The 6,772-nt window shown below is 67.6% G+C and carries 6 protein-coding genes and 1 rRNA gene; 5 read left to right on the forward strand and 2 right to left on the reverse strand.

Features of this window, described 5'->3' with window-relative positions; genetic code table 11:
* Positions 1-23: 23 nt before the first annotated feature.
* Genes E3N85_RS14975 through E3N85_RS14990 form a run of 4 tightly spaced genes read left to right on the forward strand, consistent with a single transcriptional unit; the run spans position 24 to position 4,367 of the window.
* Positions 24-698, forward strand: coding sequence for a DUF4129 domain-containing protein (locus tag E3N85_RS14975; RefSeq protein WP_241978534.1), 675 nt, complete (start codon positions 24-26; stop codon positions 696-698).
* A complete protein-coding gene (locus tag E3N85_RS14980; RefSeq protein WP_134464476.1) occupies positions 695-2,035 on the forward strand; it encodes a DUF4350 domain-containing protein in 1,341 nt (446 codons plus the stop codon). Before E3N85_RS14975 ends, E3N85_RS14980 begins: the two co-directional genes overlap by 4 nt.
* A complete protein-coding gene (locus E3N85_RS14985) occupies positions 2,032-3,057 on the forward strand; it encodes a MoxR family ATPase (protein ID WP_134464478.1) in 1,026 nt (341 codons plus the stop codon). Before E3N85_RS14980 ends, E3N85_RS14985 begins: the two co-directional genes overlap by 4 nt.
* A gap of 2 nt (positions 3,058-3,059) precedes the next feature.
* Positions 3,060-4,367, forward strand: coding sequence for a DUF58 domain-containing protein (locus E3N85_RS14990; protein WP_134464480.1), 1,308 nt, complete (start codon positions 3,060-3,062; stop codon positions 4,365-4,367).
* A 13-nt stretch (positions 4,368-4,380) separates the two neighbouring features.
* On the opposite strand, the gene E3N85_RS14995 is transcribed toward E3N85_RS14990, so the two are convergent.
* Entirely contained in the window at positions 4,381-5,376 is a 996-nt protein-coding gene (locus tag E3N85_RS14995) for a stage II sporulation protein M (RefSeq protein WP_134464482.1), read from the reverse strand.
* Positions 5,377-5,393: 17 nt separating this feature from the next.
* Between E3N85_RS14995 and E3N85_RS15000 the strand changes: the two genes are divergently transcribed.
* Positions 5,394-6,260 carry an RDD family protein gene (locus tag E3N85_RS15000; protein ID WP_134464484.1) on the forward strand — a complete coding sequence of 289 codons (867 nt, stop codon included), beginning with the start codon at positions 5,394-5,396 and terminating at the stop codon, positions 6,258-6,260.
* Positions 6,261-6,685: 425 nt separating this feature from the next.
* On the opposite strand, the gene rrf is transcribed toward E3N85_RS15000, so the two are convergent.
* Positions 6,686-6,772 (reverse strand): 5S ribosomal RNA (rrf, locus tag E3N85_RS15005); the annotation flags it as partial.

Genomic DNA, 6,772 nt, shown 5'->3' on the forward strand with positions numbered 1-6,772 from the left:
AGCTTGGATCGTCGGTTGGGTCTGTGGTTGACCGGATCGCCGCCGGCGCGCCGGGCGATGTGCCGGTGATTCCCGACGCTCCTGACGCTCGCCAGTGGCTGCGCGAAGAACTCGCCAAGGCTCCCTACGAAGCGGCCAGGCCGACCTGGTTCGACCGGGCGTCACAGGGCTTTCTCGATTGGTTGAACGCGCTGACCATCGGCGGCGACGGCGGTTTGCAGGGCTGGCTGCCGGTTGTCGCGATCATTCTGGTGCTTGCGGGGCTCGTGACGGGCTGGCTGCTGTTCGGCGCTCCCAAACTGGCCAGGCGACGCCGGTTTACCGACGGCCTGTTCGGCACGATCGACCAGCGCAGCAGCGCGGCGATGCGCTCAGCGGCCGACGCAGCGGCCAACGGCGGCGACTGGAGCCTGGCCTGCCAGGAAATTTTTCGCGCCCTGGCCCGCGGGCTCGCCGAGCGCACGGTGCTCTCGGTCACTCCGGGCACAACCGCACACGATTTCGCCGCGCGGGCCCGGCTCGCGTTTCCGTCGAATGGCCCGGCCCTGGCCCTGGCGGCAGACATCTTCGACCGGGTGCGCTACCTCGAACAAGACGGAACCGAGCTCGAGTACCGCGCCCTCGCCACGCTTGAAGCTGAGATGCGTGCGGCGGCGCCGGTCGCGCTCACCCCGTTGGCCGAGGCGGGCCGGTCATGAGCAGGCCACGACTCGAGTCGCAGACGGTCATCGCTGCCCGCAACGGCCGCACTAGCGGCGAGGCAGGCGGCGTTGCCGCAGCGCGCGATCCGATCGTGACGACCGTGGCGACGCCGACCCTGCGCGCCCTGCTGCGCCGCTTTTCGTTCTGGGTGGTTGCCGCTATCAGCATCGTGGCGGTCGCGAGTGTCGCCGTGTTCCTGTCCGGCGCCAATAACGCGGCTGGTCGGGCGCTGGCCGGGGACAACGCGGCTCCGGCCGGCTCGATGGCACTCGTGGAGGTGCTGCGTCAGCAGGGCGTCGCGGTGACGTTAGCCGACTCTCTGGCCGAGGTGCGCGACGCGGTCGGGAGCGATTCGACCGTGCTGCTCTATGACGAGAACGGCTACCTAGACGGTGATCAGCTGACCGAGCTGACCGCGCTCGCCGCGCGCACCGTCGTCGTCGCACCCGATTTTCTGACCCTTCAGGCGGTGGCGGCGACCGTGGGCTTCGGCGGCGTGTCAAAAGTGGAGTCACTGACAGCCGGCTGCTCGGTGCCAGCCGCGATCCGAGCCGAAGAGCTACTGCCGGGCGGGGATACCCTGTCACTTTCGAACCGGGATGGGCATCCGCTGATCACTGGGTGTTTTGCCAGCGGCTCCGACACCTACTCGCTGGTTCAGGTATCGAACGACACGACCGGCGGCATCGTCACCCTCGTGCCCGACGCCCGCGTATTCAACAACGAGAACGTGGCCGGCTACGGCAATGCGGCGCTCGCCCTCGGGCTGCTCGGGCCGAGCGACTCGCTGGTCTGGTATTTGCCAACCCTGGCCGATCTTCCCCGCACAGGACCTCCCTCGCTCGCCGAGTTGACACCGGGCTGGGTCAGCCCCGCACTCGTGTTGCTCGTATTCGCCGCCGCCGCCGCCGCCTTCTGGCGCGGACGGCGATTTGGGCCGCTCGTAGCCGAGAACCTGCCGGTCACGGTAAAGGCGAGCGAGACCATGGAGGGTCGCGCCCGACTCTATGCGCGGAGCAACGCCCGGCTGCGCGCACTCGATGCCCTGCGCGTCGGTGCCGTGCAACGCCTCGCCCGAACCGTCGGTCTGGGGCGTCTCGCGCATTTGGAAGACGTCATCGGTTCGGTCGCCCTGATCACCGGCCGTGCGCCGGATGAGGTACGGCGAGTGCTGGTCGATGCGTTCCCCCGCTCCGACGCGCAGCTGATGGCGTTCTCTGAGGCCCTACAAGCCCTCGAACAGGCGACCAGTCAGGCCGTGCGGGCCGGGGCTGTGCCGGCATCCGCTACTCATGAATTTGTATCTCCACCGGCCGAAAGAATGGACCCATGACGACTCCCACCACTCCCAGCACTCCCATCGATGCCGTTCTTGGGGACGCCGAATTCTTTAGCGCAGAGGATGCCGCCGAGCTGCGCGCGGCGCTCAACCGGGTGCGCACCGAGGTCGGCAAGGCCGTCGTCGGTCAGGACGGCGCGGTGACCGGATTGATCATCGCACTGCTCGCCCGCGGTCACGTGCTGCTCGAGGGCGTGCCGGGCGTCGCCAAGACGCTGCTCGTGCGCACTCTCAGCCACGCGCTGAGCCTCGACACCAAGCGTATTCAGTTCACGCCCGACCTGATGCCGGGCGATGTGACCGGATCGCTCATCTACGACGCTCGTGCGGGTGAGTTTGAGTTTCGGCAGGGTCCGGTGTTCACCAACATCATGCTCGCCGACGAGATCAACCGCACACCGCCAAAGACGCAGTCGGCGTTGCTCGAGGCCATGGAGGAGCGGCAGGTCAGCGTCGACGGCGAGTCGCTGAAACTGCCGGAGCCGTTCATCGTGGCCGCGACCATGAACCCGATCGAATACGAAGGCACGTACACGCTGCCCGAGGCGCAGCTCGACAGGTTTCTGCTCAAGCTCGTACTCGATGTGCCCGCCCGTACCGATGAGATCGAGGTGCTGCGTCGCCACGCGGCGGGATTCAACCCACGCGACCTGGCCGGAGCCGGCGTGAACGCGGTGCTCGGCGCTGCCGAACTCGCTGCGGCCCAGACGGCCGTCTCGCGGGTCGGGTCCAGCGCGGATGTGCTCGCCTACATCGTCGACCTGGCGCGCGCCACGCGCACGAGCCCCTCGGTCAAGCTCGGCGTCAGCCCCCGCGGAACGACCGCGCTGCTCGCCGCCACGAAGGCGTGGGCCTGGCTGAACGGCTACAACTCGATCACGCCCGATCACGTGCAAGCGATGGCACTGCCGGTCTGGCGACACCGCGTGCAGCTGCGCCCCGAAGCCGAACTCGAGGGTGTCTCGGTCGATGCCATTCTGCGCGGCGTTTTGCAGCAGGTTCAGGTTCCGATCTAACGATGACGCTCAGCGGACGGTTCGTTCTTCTCGTCGCTCTCGGCGTCGTGCCCATCGTGCTGTTCGGGCCCGACCTCACAGCGGCCGCCGGCGTGCTCGCGCTCTGGCTGCTGTTCGTGCTTCTGCTCGGCGGCATCGACCTTGCGCTCGCGGCATCGCCACGCGCCGTCACGGTGGAGCGGATGCTGCCGACCCGCGTTCGACTCGGCGAATCGGTCACGAGCGAATTATTCCTGACCAACACCGGGCACCGGCGTCTGGTCGCCGTGGTACGGGATGCCTGGCAGCCGTCTGCGGGTGCCGGCCGCAATCGCAGCCGGGTCGTGATTCCGCGCGGGGAACGACGGCTCGTCTCCCTCACCCTCACGCCGTTTCGTCGTGGGGAACGCCGGGTCGAACACGTGACGGTGCGCACGCGTGGACCGCTGGGTCTGTGGAACCGTCAGGCCACGCTCAATGCGCCGGGGCGCATCCGGGTCTTGCCGCCGTTTCACGCCCGGAAGCACTTGCCGTCGAGAATTGCTCGGCTCAAGGAACTGGACGGGCGCACGAGCGTGATGGTGCGCGGCCAGGGCACCGAGTTCGACTCGCTGCGCGAGTATGTGCGCGGTGACGATGTGCGCTCGATCGATTGGCGGGCCACGGCCAGGCGCAACGACGTGACGGTGCGCACCTGGCGGCCGGAGCGCGATCGCCGCGTCGTCATCGTGCTCGACACCGGGCGCACGTCGGCGGCACGGGTGAACAACGAGCCTCGGCTGGACACAGCATTCGAGGCCGCCCTGCTGCTCGCGGCCCTCACCTCGGTCGCCGGCGACCGGGTGGACTTTCTCGCCTTTGACCGCCGCGTGCGCGGCCGCGTGCAGGGCGCGACTGGCGCGGCGTTGCTTGCGCAGCTGGTCGATTCCATGGCCATGATCGACCCGGAACTCATCGAGATGGACTGGGCGGCAGTTCCCGGCCAGGTGCGGTCTGTCACGAGCCAGCACGCCCTGATCGTGCTGCTCACCTCGATCGACGCTGCCGGGGCATCGACGGGGCTGCTGTCGGTTCTGCCCCAGCTCACGAAACGGCACACAGTCGTCGTGGCGTCCGTGCTCGACCCGGCCACCGTCGAGGCGGCCGCTACCCGCGGCGGACGTGACGAGATCTACCGGGCGGCCGCCGCGGAACGGGCCCTGCTGGACGTGGCCCGAGTGTCGGCCGCCATCCGTCAGCTGGGAGCGGATGTGGTCACCGCCTCCCCCGCGCAGCTTCCGCCGGGCCTGGCCGACCGGTACATCGCGTTAAAGGCCGCCGGCCGGCTCTGAACGGGGCGGCGTGTCAAGCGGCGTAGATGCGCGTGCTGCCGGCCTCGAACTCGCCGAGGTCGCCGGTTTCACCGGCCCGGCTCGCGCGGCCGCCGAGCCCGATCATGTAGGTCAGGAATGCGCCGAGCGCGATGGCTCCAATGCCGATCTTGATCGGCCACGGCCAGGGTTGCGACGTGACAAAGCCTTCGATGATGCCCGATACCAGCAGCACGAAGACGAGGCCGATGGCCACCGTGAACAGCGCCCGGCCGTCTTCAGCCAGTGCCTGCCCGCGCGTGCGTGCGCCGGGGGCGATCCAGGCCCAGAAGATGAGCAGCCCGCCGGCCGCAGCGACGAAGATCGCGGTGAGCTCCAGCAACCCGTGCGGAGCGATGTAGAGAAAGAACACGTCGCCCTTGTCGTAGGCGAACATGATCGCAGCGGTGGTACCGAGACTCATGGCATTTTGCAGAATGATGAAGGGCACGTAGACGCCGACGATGCCGAAGGCGATGCACTGCGCCGCGATCCAGGCGTTGTTGGTCCAGACGAAACCAGTGAAGGTGGCCGCCGGGTTCGCGGAGTAGTAGCCGACGAAGTCCTCGTTGGCCAACTGGGCGAGTTGGGCATCCGTTCCAAGATTAGCCAGCACGCGCGGGTCGTTGTAGGCCCACACAGCGTAGAGCCCGGCGACGACGAAGGTGACCACGGCTACCGCGAGGGTGAGCCAGCGCAGCCGGTAGAGGGCCGCCGGCAGCTGGGCGACGAAAAACTTCGGAATCTGCACGAACACATTCGCGCTCACCCCGGTGAACCGAAGCCGGGCACGGGACAGGCCAACCGACAAGCGGTCACCCTCCAGCGTCGATCCGGCAGTGGATTTGATCGCCGAGAGCTGGGTGGCCCCGGCCTGATAGCGCTCGATGAGTTCATCAGACTGGGCACCACTCAGACGCCGCCGGGCGCCGAGCTCGGTCAGGCGGTCCCAGTCGGCGCGATGCGCGGCCGTATATGCGTCTAGATCCATCTGGTTCAATAGTAGACATGAAGGAGACCGCGCGTCCCACCGATCGTGCCGCCACGAACGACGACGAACTGCGCCCGGGCGACGAGCTCATCACCGGCGAGGCGGTCGCGCTCGACGTGCGGCCGACCAGCATCATTCTGCGCGCTGCCGGCTCGATCATCGACACGGTCTCCTATTTGATCTTGTATCTGCTCATTCTTCTGGCGTTCTTTTCGACCCTGGCGGGCGACATCGATTCGGCGCTCACCCAGGCTGTGTCGATTGCCGGTTTCGTCTTCTCCCTGCTGATCGTGCCGGTGCTGGTCGAGACGCTCACGCACGGCCGGTCTCTCGGCAAGTTGGCCATCGGCGCGCGCATTGTGCGTGACGACGGTGGAGCAATTTCGCTGCGCCACGCCTTCATTCGCGCCCTCACCGGCGTGCTCGAGGTCATCATGACCCTCGGCGGCTTGGCCGCAACCACGGCCCTGCTCAACAACCGCTCCAAACGTCTGGGCGATCTGCTTGCCGGCACCTACAGCCAGCACGAACGCGTGCAGCGCAACCGCGAAGTTGCGCGGCCACTGCCCGAGGCATTACTGCCGTGGTCGCAGACCGTTGATATCGCTCGGCTGCCCGACCGGCTGGCGCGTCGCGTCGCCCAGTTCCTGCGGCAGTCCGTCCACCTGACGCCGTTCACCCGCGAACGGCTGGCTCAGACCCTGGCCGCAGAGGTCTCCCCCTTCGTCTCCCCGCTGCCCGACGTTCCGGCCGAGTTCTTTCTGGTCGGAGTCGCGGCCGTGCGCCGCGAACGTGAGTACACCGCTCTCCTGCTCGAGCGTGAGCGCCTTACTCGCCTCGCCCCGGTCCTGACCGGGCTTCCCCACGGTTTCCCCGACCGCTGATCAAACAGCAAGGCCCTGCAGTGAGTGCGTGGCCTAACAGCTTGCCGGCGCGCAGACCGGATACCCCAGGCGGTGCAGTGCGAACAGATGCCCGGCTACAGGCGACCACACGTACGCAAGCGGATGCTGCGCCCGCCGCGACAGACGCGTGGGCGGGATCCTGGCTTCGCCACGTACGCCGACCCTCGGCTTCACACACACGACAGCCCGTGACTTCCGTCGCGTGGGTGGGGTGGTGGGTTGTGTGTGTGGTGGTGGGTTGTGTGTGTGGTGGGGCCGTGTCGGGGTGTTGTGGTGGGCTCCGCGCGTGGCAGGCATCGTGACAGCGGGTTAACGCGAAAAGGCCACCCTTGGGTGGCCGTTAACGCAGGAAAGCCACCCCCTGAGGGATGGCTTTCCTGGTGTTTCTGGTTTTTCTAAGTTAAGTCCGGCGGTGTCCTACTCTCCCACAGGGTCCCCCCTGCAGTACCATCGGCGCTGAGAGTCTTAGCTTCCGGGTTCGGAATGTGACC

The sequence above is a fragment of the Cryobacterium sp. Hz9 genome (genome assembly GCF_004402825.1).
GTDB classification, from domain to species: domain Bacteria; phylum Actinomycetota; class Actinomycetes; order Actinomycetales; family Microbacteriaceae; genus Cryobacterium; species Cryobacterium gelidum.